General features: G+C 59.6%; 10 protein-coding genes and 1 riboswitch. Of the genes, 4 read left to right on the top strand and 6 right to left on the bottom strand.

Annotated elements, in window-relative coordinates:
- Positions 1–9: 9 nt before the first annotated feature.
- Complete coding sequence (locus MUN80_RS01610; protein WP_244718739.1) at positions 10–912, bottom strand: S66 peptidase family protein; 903 nt, start codon at positions 910–912, stop codon at positions 10–12.
- A gap of 183 nt (positions 913–1,095) precedes the next feature.
- On the opposite strand from MUN80_RS01610, the gene MUN80_RS01605 reads away from it, so the two are divergent.
- The gene (locus MUN80_RS01605) at positions 1,096–2,322 is read left to right on the top strand and encodes an alpha/beta hydrolase (RefSeq protein WP_244718737.1); all 1,227 of its coding nucleotides are present in this window, start codon (positions 1,096–1,098) and stop codon (positions 2,320–2,322) included.
- Between the two features lie 79 nt (positions 2,323–2,401).
- Here MUN80_RS01605 and MUN80_RS01600 read toward each other — a convergent pair whose 3' ends face one another.
- From MUN80_RS01600 to MUN80_RS01585, 4 genes are all read right to left on the bottom strand, one after another.
- On the bottom strand, positions 2,402–3,691 hold the full coding sequence (locus MUN80_RS01600) for a homoserine dehydrogenase (protein ID WP_244718735.1): 1,290 nt from the start codon (positions 3,689–3,691) through the stop codon (positions 2,402–2,404).
- Positions 3,669–4,700 carry a homoserine O-acetyltransferase family protein gene (locus tag MUN80_RS01595; RefSeq protein WP_244718733.1) on the bottom strand — a complete coding sequence of 344 codons (1,032 nt, stop codon included), beginning with the start codon at positions 4,698–4,700 and terminating at the stop codon, positions 3,669–3,671. Before MUN80_RS01595 ends, MUN80_RS01600 begins: the two co-directional genes overlap by 23 nt.
- 264 nt (positions 4,701–4,964) lie before the next feature.
- The gene (locus MUN80_RS01590; protein WP_244718731.1) at positions 4,965–6,350 is read right to left on the bottom strand and encodes an O-acetylhomoserine aminocarboxypropyltransferase/cysteine synthase family protein; all 1,386 of its coding nucleotides are present in this window, start codon (positions 6,348–6,350) and stop codon (positions 4,965–4,967) included.
- Between the two features lie 382 nt (positions 6,351–6,732).
- Positions 6,733–6,845, bottom strand: a riboswitch (SAM riboswitch).
- A 177-nt stretch (positions 6,846–7,022) separates the two neighbouring features.
- A complete protein-coding gene (locus MUN80_RS01585) occupies positions 7,023–7,331 on the bottom strand; it encodes a LysM peptidoglycan-binding domain-containing protein (RefSeq protein WP_244718729.1) in 309 nt (102 codons plus the stop codon).
- Between the two features lie 226 nt (positions 7,332–7,557).
- Here MUN80_RS01585 and MUN80_RS01580 point away from each other — a divergent pair, with 226 nt between their 5' ends.
- Together MUN80_RS01580 and MUN80_RS01575 are read left to right on the top strand one after the other, a co-directional pair.
- Positions 7,558–7,974: a hypothetical protein gene (locus MUN80_RS01580; RefSeq protein WP_244718726.1), complete on the top strand. Its 417-nt coding sequence runs from the start codon at positions 7,558–7,560 to the stop codon at positions 7,972–7,974.
- Between the two features lie 177 nt (positions 7,975–8,151).
- Positions 8,152–10,728 carry an erythromycin esterase family protein gene (locus tag MUN80_RS01575; protein WP_244718723.1) on the top strand — a complete coding sequence of 859 codons (2,577 nt, stop codon included), beginning with the start codon at positions 8,152–8,154 and terminating at the stop codon, positions 10,726–10,728.
- Positions 10,729–10,809: 81 nt separating this feature from the next.
- Here MUN80_RS01575 and MUN80_RS01570 read toward each other — a convergent pair whose 3' ends face one another.
- On the bottom strand, positions 10,810–11,883 hold the full coding sequence (locus MUN80_RS01570; RefSeq protein WP_244718720.1) for a lysylphosphatidylglycerol synthase transmembrane domain-containing protein: 1,074 nt from the start codon (positions 11,881–11,883) through the stop codon (positions 10,810–10,812).
- Between the two features lie 253 nt (positions 11,884–12,136).
- Here MUN80_RS01570 and MUN80_RS01565 point away from each other — a divergent pair, with 253 nt between their 5' ends.
- A complete protein-coding gene (locus tag MUN80_RS01565) occupies positions 12,137–12,697 on the top strand; it encodes a hypothetical protein (protein ID WP_244718717.1) in 561 nt (186 codons plus the stop codon).
- Positions 12,698–12,739 lie beyond the last annotated feature (42 nt).

Raw genomic sequence — 12,739 nt, 5'->3', positions numbered from 1 at the left:
GCAAAAAGGCTAGAGGTAGTGAAGCTCGGCGCCCTGGCTGGTCACGGTCAGCCGGGCTTGATGGCCGCAAATCAGGGCTATATTCTGGGGCTCGTGGCCCACGGGAAAGCCGTAGGCCACCGGGAAATCGTACTTGGCGGCGTAGGTTGCAATGATTTCGTAGGCCGTCTGTCCAAAGGGCACGGCGTTGTCCTGGGAGTCGGTGAAGTGACCCACAAGCAGTCCGGCCAGGTTGCGGAGCTTGCCGGTCCGGTCCAGGTGTACCATCATTCGGTCGATGTTCATCAGGTACTCGGCCACGTCTTCCACAAACAGAATGCGACCAGCGGTGGGGCAGTCGGAGGCCGTGCCGGTCAGGTTTTGTAGCAGCGTCAGGTTGCCGCCCATCAGCTCGCCGGCGGCCGTGCCAGGCTGGTTGAGCGGATGAGGAGGTACAGCGTACGACTGGGGCTCACCGAACAAGGCCCGGCGCAGGCTTTCCAGAGCTTCTTCCCCGCCGGGCTGGGCAAAAATAAACGGCATTACCCCGTGGATACTTTCGTAGCCCAGCTTCAGCAGATGGCAGTTCAGCGTGGTAATGTCGCTGAAGCCGGCAATCCATTTGGGGTGCTCGGTAAAGGCCGAAAAGTCGAGCTGGTCGATGATGCGGGTAGTGCCGTAGCCGCCCCGGGCGCAGAAAATGGCGCGGATGTCGGGCGCGTCGAGCTGCTGCTGCAAGTCGCGGCGGCGCAGCTCATCGGGGCCGGCAAACTGGTGGTGTACGGCCGTAATAGACTCGCCCAGTACCACTTCCAGCTGCCAGCTGCGCAGAATCTCCACGGCGGCGGCTACGTCCTCGGCCGACACTTTGCGGGCCGTACTAACAATGGCTACCCGGTCGTGGGGCCGCAGGAAGGGAGAGGTAATGGGCATGCGCGAATCAAGGTAAGTGAACCAGACAAACCTACTCAACGCGCTGCACTGGCCCAAGCCCTGGGGCCGCATGTAGGCCGGGTTTCCCGGGGTTATCCGGCAAAAAGCTTCAAAATCAAGTGGTAGTGAAAACTTTGCCGCCTCCGGCCTCGTCCTACTACTTTGTCTTTTGCCCTTATCAACATGAAAAAACTTCTCCTCCTTCTTTTACTGGCCCTGACCGGACTCCCGCTGGCGCGGGCCCAGGCCGTTATCGACACGACCCGCGGACGGTACCATCAGCCCATTTTTCCGACTATTACTGCCCGTTCCAACGTGGTGTTTGGTAGCGCCGTCAACTACGCCGGCGTTACCCAGACGCTGACCATGAACATCTACGAGCCCACCGGCGACACCGTGCGGCGTCGACCCCTATTGGTGTTTGCCCACGGCGGTGGCTTTGTTTCGGGCACTAAAAGTGACCAGGACGTAACTGAGTTGTGCCAGCGCTACGCCCGTCTGGGCTACGTCACGGCCAGCATCGACTACCGCGTCCTGTTCCTGCCCTTCGACACGACCAATATTGCCCGGGCCGCCATTCGGGCCACCCAGGACATGCGGGCCGCAGTGCGCTTTTTCCGCCAGGATGCCGCCACCAGCAAAACCTACCGGATTCACCCCGGCTATATTTTCGCCGCTGGCAGCTCGGCCGGGGCGTTTATGGCCTTGCAGCTAGCGTACCTCGACAAAGCCAGTGAAGTGCCCGCCTACCTGGAAATAGCCCAGCTCGGTGGCCTGGAAGGCAATAGCGGCAACCCCGGCTACTCCAGCGCCGTGCGCGGCGTGGTAAACCTGTGCGGGGCCCTGGGCCGGCCGCAGTGGATTGAGTCCGGCGACGTGCCCTTCGTCAGTCTGCACGGCACCGCCGACGGCACCGTGCCTTATGGCCGCGGCACGGTGGGCAGCGGCTTGCCGGCCCAGCTGGTATTCGGCAGTGGCGCCCTCAAGCCCCGTGCCGATGCGGTGGGTGTGTTCAATCCGCTTTACACTTTCAAAGGTGCTGGCCATGTGCCCTACAGCGGTACCAGCGCCCGGAGCTTGGCCTACATGGATACCACCTTCCGCTTCGTGCGCGACTTCCTGCGGCCGGTGCTGCGCCTGCCCGCTACGGTTACGGCTAACCGCTCGGCCGAGAAGCTGGCCCTGATGCAGCTCTATCCGCAGCCCGCCGCGGCTGAAGTGCGTCTGATGGCCGCTACTGGCGTAGCCTTCCAGCCTCGCACCCTGGAGCTGCTTGACGCCACCGGCCGGGTGGTCCGCCGCTTCCGCTGGGAGCAGCCGGAACAGCTCATCCGCCGTGGGGCGCTTGCTCCGGGCTTTTATCTTCTGCGCGGCTCGGGGTTGGCAGCTCAGCGGGTGGTATTTGAGTAAAGCCAGTTCAGCCGATTAATAAAAAAGCCTTTCCCGGAACAGGGAAAGGCTTTTTCGTATGCAGAAAAAGGCTGGCTGATCATTCACTCGTCGCCAGGGCCAGGGCCTCAACGGAGTGTGTTGCGGGCCGTACGTTGCCGGTGCGGGCCACGAAGGCCCCGGCTTGGCGTAGCCGGTCCCGGTGCTGAAGCAGGGCATCGAGCGGCACGTAGCCCACGATATAACTGTCCTCGTCGGCTTCCTCGGTAATATCGGTAAAGCCCAGTTGGTCTAGAATCAGCTCATCGTCGGTCCGCAGGTAGATTTCAATTTCCAGGTCGGTGGTGTAGGTTAGCGGCTCGGTGCCCAGCTTGGGATAGGCGTAGCGCTGCTGGTTGCGCAAGGCCGCAATGTCGGAAAGCACGGCTGAGCCGGTCGGGTGTCCGCCTGCGCCCCGGCCCTGCAGAAACTGGGTGCCAGCAAACTCCGCCTCGATAACCACGCCGTTGAACTCATCATCCACGGTGTAGAGCGAGGACGTCGGGTCGACAAACTGCGGAGTAACTAGCACGCTGAGCTGGTTGTTGGGCAGCAAGTATAGCCCGGCCACGACCTTAATCTTCTGGCCGGCTACGGCCGCGTAGCCAATGTCGGTGGCGCTGACGTTTTCGATGCCCAGGTTCAGCACCTGCTCGGGCTGCAGAAACACGCCGTAAGCATGAGCCGCCAGAATTACGGCTTTCGAGCGAGGGTCGAAGGCGGCCATGTCCAAGGTAGGGTCGGTTTCGGCAAAGCCTTTCTGCTGGGCTTCGGCTAGTGCCACGGCATATTCCGAGCCATCCTGGCCCATGCGCGTCAGCACGTAGTTCGAAGAGCCGTTGAAAATTCCGCTCACGCTACGCAGTGGTTCCTGTCCGAAATGCGCGTCCAGCGTCCGGATAATCGGGATGCTGCCGCACACGGCGGCTTCATACAGCAGGATGCCGCCAAACTCACGCTGCAAGGCCACCAGCTCGGGCAGGTGCTGGGCTACCATGGCTTTATTGGCCGTCACAACCTGTCGGCCCTGCCGCAACGCGGTGCTCACCAAGCGGAACGCCTCGGCCGCGTCGTCAATGACTTCGACCAGCACGTCCAACCCGGGATCCTGCAGCAGCTCGTCGGCGTGGAAGCTGAAGGCCTCGGCGGGCAGGGTACGGAGCTTGGCCGGGTTTTTCACGGCGATGCGCCGTACTTCGGCCCCAAAGCCGGGTAGGCGCTGCAGAATCTCATAGAGGCCCTGGCCGACGCAGCCAAAGCCGATCAGGCCAATGCGCAGCGGGGCGCTGGCCGTTATCAGGGAGGCAGCAATAGCCGATACCGCGGGGTTAATGGACGAGACTGGGGACATAGAATTGTTCTAAAAACTGCGTTATCTGGGCGGTTTCGATTAAAAAACCGTCGTGGCCGAACTGGGAATCCATTTCGGCATAAGTGGCGCCCGGAATGTGGCGGGCTAACAGCTGCTGCTCAGCGGGCGGAAACAGCACGTCGGAGCTGATGCCCAGCACCAGCGTCCGGGCCCGAATCTGGCTTAGCGCGGCGGCCAGGCTGCCGCGGCCCCGGCCCACGTGGTGCGTATCCATCGTGCGCGACAACGCCACGTAGCTGTAGGCATTGAAGCGGGCCACGAGTTTGTCGCCCTGGTGCTGCTGGTAGGAACTGGCCCGAAAGTCGTCGAGCCGGTCGGGGTCGGTTTCGGCCTGGGTGCGGCCGTAGGCGTCGTAGCTGCGGTAGCTAAGCAGGGCTGTAGCCCGGGCGGCTTTCATGCCCCGCTGCCCACCGCTGGGCGTGCCTTCGTGGTAAGTAACGTCGGCGAAAATGGCCAGCCGCTGGGCCTCATTGAAGGCAATGCCCCAGGGCGAGTGTTGAGCATTGGTAGCCAGCACCACCAGATTGGCAAATACCTCGGGCCGCTGAATAGCCCATTCCAAAGCCTGCTGTCCGCCCAACGAGCCCCCAATCAGAGTATGGATTTTCGCTAGGCCCAACTCCAGCCGCAGAGCCTCGTGCGCCGCCGCCAGGTCCCGAATCGTGACCAGCGGAAACTGCTGGTACAGGGGCTCGGCGGCTTCCCCAACGGGCGTCAGCGGGCCGGTGCTGCCGTAGCACGAGCCCAAAATATTGGCGCACACGATAAACCAGTCGGCTGGGTCGAAGTAATGGCCGGAGCCAAACAGGCCGGTCCACCAGCTGAGCACGTCGGCATTGGCCGTCAGGGCATGGCACACCCATACCACATTGTCTCGGGCTTCGTTGAGCGTGCCGAAGGTGTGGTAGGCTATCTGCACCGGAGCCAGCGTCGCGCCACTTTCGAGCACGAGTCCCGCCGGAAGGTTCAAAAGCCGAGGCTGATTCATGAGGCAATAGGTCGGGTTGGGCAGCCCGCTGGTAAGCGGCGGGCTTTAATATCAATGCAATAGCGCGCGGGCTGAGCCGGCTGGTCCGTCTTGCATCAGTCCCACCCAATGAAGGTTTTGGTGGACCTCTGCCGGCTCAACCCGGGCTATTGCGGAATGGTCAGGATGATTCCTCTCTCACAACTCCTCATCCTGCCATTCACGGCGCTGCCGTAGCCGGAGCAGACGGGCCACTCTCATTGCCCGCCAAGTCTCCTCTCTACTTTAGACCTCCAGCGGGGCAGCGTGTTCTACTTCGGGCTGCACCACGGCGTCTTCCTCGTCGTCGGAAGTCGTGGGGGCAGCGTTGCGCACGGCGTCGAAGGCCTGGGCCAAGTCTGCGCGGATGTCTTCGAAATGTTCAATACCTACCGACAGGCGCAGCGAAGTGGGCGTCACGCCGGCAGCGCGCTGCTCTTCCTCCGAAAGCTGCTGGTGGGTGGTAGCCGAGGGTTGAATAATCAGCGTCTTGGCGTCGCCCACGTTGGCCAGGTGGCTCACTAGCTTTAGGTTGTCGATAAACTGGGTGGCCGTTTCCTTGCTGCCTTTGATGCTGAAAGTCAGTACGCCGCCGTAGCCGCGCTTCAGGTATTTCTGGGCCAAGGCGTGGTAGGGGCTGCTCTTTAGGCCCGGATAATTCACACTCTCCACCTGCGGGTGCTGCTCCAGCCAGGTGGCAATGCGCAGGGCGTTTTCCACGGTGCGGTCGACGCGCAAACTCAGGGTTTCGAGGCCGATGAGCAGCTGCCAGGAGTTGAAGGGGCTGATGGCCGGACCGAAGTCGCGCAGGCCTTCCACACGGGCCCGGATGATGAAGGCAATGTTGCCAAACGGCCCATTCTTGCCGAACACGTCGTTGAATACCAAGCCGTGGTAGCCTTCCGAGGGCTCGGTGAACTGCGGAAACTTGCCGTTGCCGAAGTCGTACTTGCCGCCGTCCACAATCACGCCGCCGATGCTGGTGCCGTGCCCGCCAATCCACTTCGTGGCCGATTCTACCACAATGTGGGCGCCGTGCTCCAGGGGCCGGAACAGGTAGCCGCCCGCCCCGAAGGTATTGTCGACAACCAGCGGCAGGTCGTGCTTTTCGGCAATGGCCGCAATCCGCTCAAAGTCCGGAATGCTGAAGCTCGGGTTGCCGATGGTTTCGAGGTAAATAGCCTTGGTGCTCTCGTCAATCAGCTGCTCAAACGAAGCCGGGTTGTCGCCGTCGGCAAAGCGCACTTCGATGCCCAGGCGCTTGAAAGCCACTTTAAACTGGTTGTACGTGCCGCCATAGAGGTGGGAGCTGCTTACAAAATTGTCGCCGGCCTGCAGGATGTTGTTCAGGGCAATAAACTGTGCCGCCTGCCCCGAGCCCGTGGCTAGGGCCGCTACTCCGCCTTCCAACGCCGCTACGCGCTGCTCAAACACGTCGGTGGTGGGGTTCATCAGCCGGGTGTAGATGTTGCCAAACTCCTTCAGCGCAAACAGGTTGGCCCCGTGCTCGGCGTTCTTGAAAACATAGGAAGTCGTTTGGTAAAGCGGTACGGCGCGGGCTCCGGTTACGGGGTCGGGCTGCTGGCCGGCGTGAAGTTGCAGGGTCTCGAATTGCAGGGCTTGCGTGGACATGATACGGCTGAGTTAAGAAGTCTTTGAAATGAAGTTTCAGATTGTCAGCTGGTTGGAGTCATGGCGACGGCAACCAGGAAGGCATCCGGAGCCCCAAAAGGCTGCAGCGGAGCCCGGCCAGACCCTGCGCCGAAGTGCACCAGCAAGTGGCCGCACACGGTGGGAAAGCCAGAAAAAAGGAGAAAGGGGAGAAGCTAGGCGCTCAGTGGGCTAGCAACAGCAACAACACGTGGACCAACTGCACATTCGCATTCGTGCGGCCAGCCGGGGCGAAAACCCAGCGGCGAAAACGCGCAAACCCATCGGCGAGGCAGCGGGCACAGAGGCGGCTGCAGCGGATGGGGAGATGAAAGCGGAAGCGGGGTTGTTTTCCATGGTACTCGACTTATAGCTCCCGCGGGCCTTACGCCGGGCGGGCAGGAATTGGCACCTTTCATCAGATGAAGGTTGCCAGCGGGTCAGGGAGCCTGTTCTCTCGCCGCTTCTGTATAAATTCTTTCAAACTGTCCCATCGTTCTGGGAGAGTACCGGGTTGGTGACTGCAAATGTACAGATGGAATTGAGAAGACCAAATTCTGCGAAAAGTTTTTTTGCTTTTCCAAAAAAGCAGGCAGAAAAAAACGCCGCCCGAAGCTCGGGCGGCGTTTCCAACCTTTTTCTGCAAAAAAGGACCTAAAGGGTAGGTAACGTAAGCTGCTGACCCACTTCGATATGGTCGGGGTTAGCGCCAATAATAGCTTTGTTTGCTTCGTAAATCTGGTGCCACTTCGAGGCGTCACCGTAGTGGTTTTTGGCAATCTTGGAGAGTGAATCTCCACTTACCACAGTGTAAGAGTCGCCTTTTGCGGCGGCGGGTTGCGCCGTGGGGTTGGCAGCGGCATTATTATTTCCGAAAAAATCGGTGCCACCGGCGGCGGGCTTGGCGGCGGGTTGAACCGGTTTTTCTTCGCCTTTATTGCTGAGGAAATCGAACAGTCCCATGAGTATGTGTCGGTTAAGGTGAGGGGAGAGTGGCAGTACCGCATGTGCCTGACGGCCACGGTATCAGGGGCTATTACGCCCCGGGGTTGAAATTGGTTGTGGCCGCCTAAGCCCAGCCGTGCTAGGCTTAACTCTTTAGCTTCTGCCCCGTAAGAACCGCAACGCTAGCCGCTATTTGGGCGGCGGCGGGTTGTTTTTGTCCTTCCCCAAAACCCTTTCTTTCCTCATGAAAACTCTCCCCACTTCCTTTCGCTTACTCGCCAGCCTGCTGACGCTGGCCGTTCTGTTCCTGTCTGCCTGCGGTAGCAAGGAAGGTAAAGTTGAAGGCGTAAATATGCTCTACGGTACGGAGAGCAAGGTCTGGAAAACTGACAAAGAGCTCAGCGCCGGCGGCGAGAAAGTGAAACAGACCGACGCCCAGGAAGACGAGCGGCTTACGTTCTTCGCCAACGGTCAGTACAACATGACTTCACCCGCCGGGGCCGTCAATGGTAAGTACACCTTCGACCAGCCCGGTAAGAAAATTATGCTGACCCCCGATGGCGCTGCTACCAGCAACAGCTTTGATGTGGTAACGCTGACCGACGACAAACTCACGCTGAAAAGCCCCGAAGGCGCCGAGCTGCGCCTCGAAAAGGAGTAATTTTCCTTGTAGCCGTTTTTGGAAAGGCCGCTTCCTAGTACAGGAAGCGGCCTTTTTTTTGTAAGCCTGCTATCTGTTTATGCCTCAGAGTAGACGTATTCACTCCTACCAGCTGAAAGCCGCACCCTAAAATCGACTAGATTAGCGCTCTATATTCTGCGTTGCTAATCTATTGTCATGTTTTCTATCCGTCGTTTGCTGGGCATCTGCCTGTTGTGGTTGGTATTAGCCCTCGCAGTACAGGCCCAGCCTACTTTGCCGGCCCGCCCTGTGCGGAGTATAAGCCCCGCCGACACGAGCTTTGCCGACCTGGAGTTTCTGGTTCAGGAAATAGGCCGGGCGCAGGTCGTGATGCTGGGTGAGCCCACTCATGGCGAAGGCAACGTTACCGAAGCCAAAATCCGGCTGATACGCTTTTTGCAGCAGCGCCTGGGCTTTACCACCGTGGCTTTTGAAAGCGGCTTCTATGAGCTGGATAAGGCCCAACGTGAGATTTCGACCGGCGTGCCCGTGCGGGAAGCCATAGAAGCCAGCGTGTTCAACGTGTGGACCGGCACCCAGGAGTTTCAGGCCCTGCTGCCGCTGCTGGGCAAAGGCCGGCTGCGCGTAGCGGGCTTCGATAGTCAGCTTAGCGGAGCTTACCAGGAAAGCCAGCTAGAGGAGTTGGAAGCACTGCTCAAACCGGAGAAAGGAGGCAACGAGCTGGCCTATGATTACCTGGAAGAGTGCCTGAGCACGATGGGCGAGAACTTTCTTTTTCCGCCCACCCACCAGATTCTCATCTTCGATTTGCAGATCGGCAAGGCCCGCAAGCTGCTGGAGAAAGTAGCGGCCGGAACGGATGCACAACGCCGGGAGCGGGCCGTTTTCTGGCTGCAAAACCTGCGCAGCCTGCAGGCCCTAGCTCACGACTATGCTACCAACGACCCAGCCGCACGGGACTCCTCGGAGTGGACGGCTACTACCAGCAACCCGCGCGATGCCCAGATGGCCGACAACCTACTGTGGTACGTGCGCCAGCACCCCCGGGAAAAGGTAATTTGCTGGGGAGCGCTGGGGCACTTGGCCAACAAGGTGCACGTCCTGAGTGGTGATGATGTAAAAGAATTTCGCTCTATGGGGCAGGCCGTGAAAGCCAAGCTGGGCCCGGATGCCGTGTATGTGCTGGGTACCCTAGCGGGCGGCGGCAGCCACGGTTTTGGCTCCTGGGGCAAACCTGTGGCCGTGCCCACCCCCGCTGCTGGTACGCTGGAAGCGCAGCTATTGGCCAAAAGTGAAGAGTACAGCTTTGTGAGTCTGAAGCACGATGCCCCGGGGCAGATGCTCACTACGTACGCGTTTGAGTACAAGCCAATGACGGGGCGCTGGAGCGAGGTCGTCGACGGGTTTCTGTTCCTTAAATCAGTGAATCCACCGCACGCGGCAACTGTGTCTGCGGCCACTGCGGCGGCTACGCCCGACCTATCCGGCTCAGCACCGAGCCCGGCCCGGCGCGGGCTCAACCCAGCCACCCGGCCTGCCGGTAAGACCGGACCGGCCATTCTGCTTACCGGCACCGTGCTCGACCATAAAACGGGGGGCCCCGTTCCGTTTGCAACTGTAGCTGTGCCCAGTCGGAGCACCGGGACCATTTCCGACGCGCAGGGCCGCTTCCGGTTGCCGAGCCGCCAAGGCGAAACCGTACAGGTCAGCAGCATCGGCTACGAACCGGTTATGCTGACAGCTCGTTCATCGTCGGCCCCGCTAGCGGTTCAGCTCGTGCCCGCCGCCTTTGCCCTGGCCGACGTGCGGGTGAGTGCCCAGTCGCAGGATCCGCACCGGATTATGAAGAAGGTGATAAAGGCCGCGGCTACCAACTATGAACAGCAGAACTACGCCGCCCAGGTTTACTCCCACCGCCGAATTACCAACTTCGATACGCTGCGCTACGAGGTAGAATACGTAAGTGACGTGCTCGATCCGGCCGGGTTTAAAGAGTGGCACGGGGGCTTCCTGATGATGGGGCCTAAGCAAACCCACCTGGTGCGGGAAAAGCACGCGCTGGTTCCCGCTCAGGAGCCGGCCGACTACTCGGTATATCTGGAGCCTGGCCACGGATTTTTTACGGCCGGCTCCGACCCCGTACGAATTTCGCCCCTGTTCAAGTCGGGTACGCTGGGTAAGTACCAGTTGCGGTTTGACAGCATCGAGCAGCGGAGCGGCGAAACACTCTACGTGATTCGCTTTGCCGTAAAACGGGCCACAAACCGGTCTACGGGCATGTACCTTGTCAGTGGCTATGCCGGGAAAGTGTACGTGCGGCAGCGCGACTATGCCGTGGTGCGCTATGAGGCGTTGTGGCAGGAAGACACGGTGAAAAACAACGCTATTGCCCGCAAATACCACGGCACCAAAAGCGACATTGCGCGCCTATACCCCGAAGTTTTTTCGGACCACCGCAAGGCCCATGTAGTCACGTATGAGCAGGGGGCCAATGGTCGTTACCACGTGGCGAGCAGCGTAGCGCAAGTAGTAAGTATCGGTCATATACTGGGTGGCAAACCGTTCTATGCCCAAAAGTTCTGCGAAGAGTATTTCACCCCGCTACCCCAGCCCACACCTGCCGATTTGCTGGCGGGGCAAGATGACCCAACCCTTCGTCGGGGAGAAATTTGGCAGGCATCAAAAACTCCTTACCGGCCGCTGTTCTGGCAAAGCTACCAACGCCCGCAGCCTACGGAACCGGCTCCGCAGCTTGAAGTCAGTAAGCCTTAATAAGCACGAAGGCACCCTTCTCAAGCTATGAAAAGGATGCCCTTGTAAAGATGATGAAGACCGTTAAGCCGCGGGCCTAAGCTACTGAGCTGCTGACTGCCGGGTGCCAAACACCCGGCTTACCCAGCGTGGCAAAAATACAGCCCCCAGCACCAGATACAGGTAGTAGGTCACCAAGCGGTAGAGCAACACCACGAAGTTGGTCATGGTGGGCGTGCCGATAAACTTACCGAAGAAGGTCGGGAAAGCGCCTTCGGCAATGCCCGCCCCGCCCGGCGTAATGGCAATCAGCAGGATGACTTTGTAGGTCAGGTTGCGGCCAAAAATCAGCAGGAACTCGCTCCAGCTCACGTCGACGAAAGCGGCAATGATGCAGCCGATAACCAGGTAGCGGGCCGTCCAGACGAAGAACGTGGAGCCGATAGCCCGCAGCCAGTAGCTGGCCCCGTTGCCGCGCAGCTGGGCCGAAGCCCACACTACCTCATTACCGTGCTGGTAGGCCTTGGCCCGCCAGCGCCGCAGCCCCTTGATGGAAAAGAGCCGCACCAGCAGCCGCTTTACCGCCTCAGGATTCACAAAAATGGCGTACAGCATGAGCAGGGCGTAGAGCGTGACCAGCACGTAGCTCACAATGAAGGCTCCTTTCAGCGTGGCCACCAATCCGCCCTGCAGGGCCTCGTGCGGGTACAGGGCATCACCAGCCAGCCATACTACCAAGGGCACGGTGACTACATAGTACAGGTTGTCGAGCAGGGCCGTCACCATCACGTAGGCCAAGGACTTGCCCAGGGAAATTCCCTCCTTGTTCAGGATAAACGAGGCCACGGCCGTGCCACCTACGGCCGAGGGCAAAACGCAGGACGCAAATTCCCAAATCATAATCACATCCAGGCTTTGGCGCCAGCTGAGCACCCGCTCCGAGATATGGCGGATTCGGTAGATGTAGCCCAGGTCGCGGGCCAGCAGCACGGCCAGCATCACCAGCAACCAGTGTAGCTTGGCATTGGCCAGGGGCGCCAGGTCGCCGGGCTGGTAGCTGCGCCAGAACATGAAGCCCACTACTCCCAGGCCAATGAGTACCGGCAAGACAATGCGCGAGGGCTTGAGCTTGTCGAGCAGTTGCTGCTCCTGGTTGTTGTGCTGGGTGAGCGGCATAGGCGTAAGCAAAGGTGGGCCTGGCAAAAATAGACATTCTTTGGCCCGCCCCGACTGCTCAGCCGCGGAGTTGGCCCTCTGGAGGTGCTAATTGATACCGGTAAACGCCGGGTTGGTGTATTATTTTTTCTGTCCTGTCCGGCTTTTTACACCTTTAATCAACAAATACGACGAAGGCCATCTTCCCAGAAGGAGCTGCAGTCAAGAGTGTTAGTGCTATCCTTATCTATCCGTTATCCTTATTCTTATCATTATGTTAAAGCCTATCAAAGCGTTGGCCCTGCTAGGGCTGGTGGTAAGCACCATGAGCTGCGAAGACATGGCCGTAAAGCCCGCCGCAGTAGCAGCTCTGCCAACTAGCGCGGCCATCAAGGACGGTGAGCCGATTATCAACCCGATACCTGGCACTCTGCAGAAACCCGGGTTTGGTGTTGGTATGGCCTTCGGCCGCGGTTCCGACTGTCATGGTAGCGGCGTGTGCTACGTCAAAGTGCGCGTTACCTTCTTCAACCGAATGGAATATCCCATTGCGGGCCAAGGAACGGGCTTTTTTAGTGCGCCGGCAGAAGTGAATCCCGAAACGCATATTGGTACCATGCGCATCATTTTCACCACTGACCAGAAGAACATTAACGCCACCGACGAGTTTGCCCTGCCCGAAGGCGGCACGGTCATCGAGCTAGAAAAGCCCGGCATGCTCGGCGACGAGTACTCCCAGTATACCTTGCTGGGAGGCGTGTACAAAACCATTCACGGCGACGGCTCCGACCAGAACCCCTACGGCTACGTGGATGTGCCCGTGCTCTGCAAGTAAGCCCTGCTAGTCTGCTCCATGATTCTATTTTATATATTTCAA

This window comes from Hymenobacter cellulosivorans (assembly GCF_022919135.1).
Classification (GTDB): domain Bacteria; phylum Bacteroidota; class Bacteroidia; order Cytophagales; family Hymenobacteraceae; genus Hymenobacter; species Hymenobacter cellulosivorans.
Note: the sequence above shows the minus strand (reverse complement) of the source record. Positions and strands in the feature narration are given on the sequence as shown.